1 protein-coding gene is annotated in these 569 nt (G+C 49.7%); it reads right to left on the bottom strand.

The features are described 5' to 3' along the window. A partial coding sequence (locus tag ACTHUM_RS18045) for an OsmC family protein (protein ID WP_440403691.1) occupies positions 1-391 on the bottom strand: 391 nt, incomplete at its 3' end. Positions 392-569: the final 178 nt, after the last annotated feature.

Here is a 569-nt window from a genome sequence, read left to right as displayed (position 1 = left end):
GGCTCATTTTTGCCGCTTTGCCCAGCATAATCGATGCGGAGCAATATTTTTCGGCAGACATCTGTACAGCGCGTTCAATCGCGCTTTCTTGCAAATCCCGACCATACACTTTGAAATGGATATGGATTTCGGTAAACACGCGCGGCGCGGTGTCGGCGCGTTTGGCAGTCACTTCGGCACGGCAGTCGGTGATTTTTTGGCGTTGTTTCTCGGCAATCATCACTACATCGATGCTAGAACAGCCTGCTACACCCAACAACAGCATTTCCATCGGGCTGGGGCCGCGTTTGACTTCGCCTTCAGCCGCCGCGCCTTCCATCACAACGCTGTGTCCGTTTGCCGTTGTTCCGACGAAGCACATTCCGTCTATCCATTTTGAAGTAACTTGCATGGTGTCTTTTTTATCCGTAAAAGCATTAATCCGATATTGTAAACAATTTCAAGTGATAAACCTAGTCAGGCCATCTGAAAAATACAATCAATTACAATTGGTCTGAACGCATTATTCGTCCCGATACGCCCAGTGGTTGACCGGTCCGTGCCCTGCCCCGATGCCCAAAGGATGGGAA

This window comes from Neisseria sp. P0021.S006, assembly GCF_051956895.1.
Note: the sequence above shows the minus strand (reverse complement) of the source record. Positions and strands in the feature narration are given on the sequence as shown.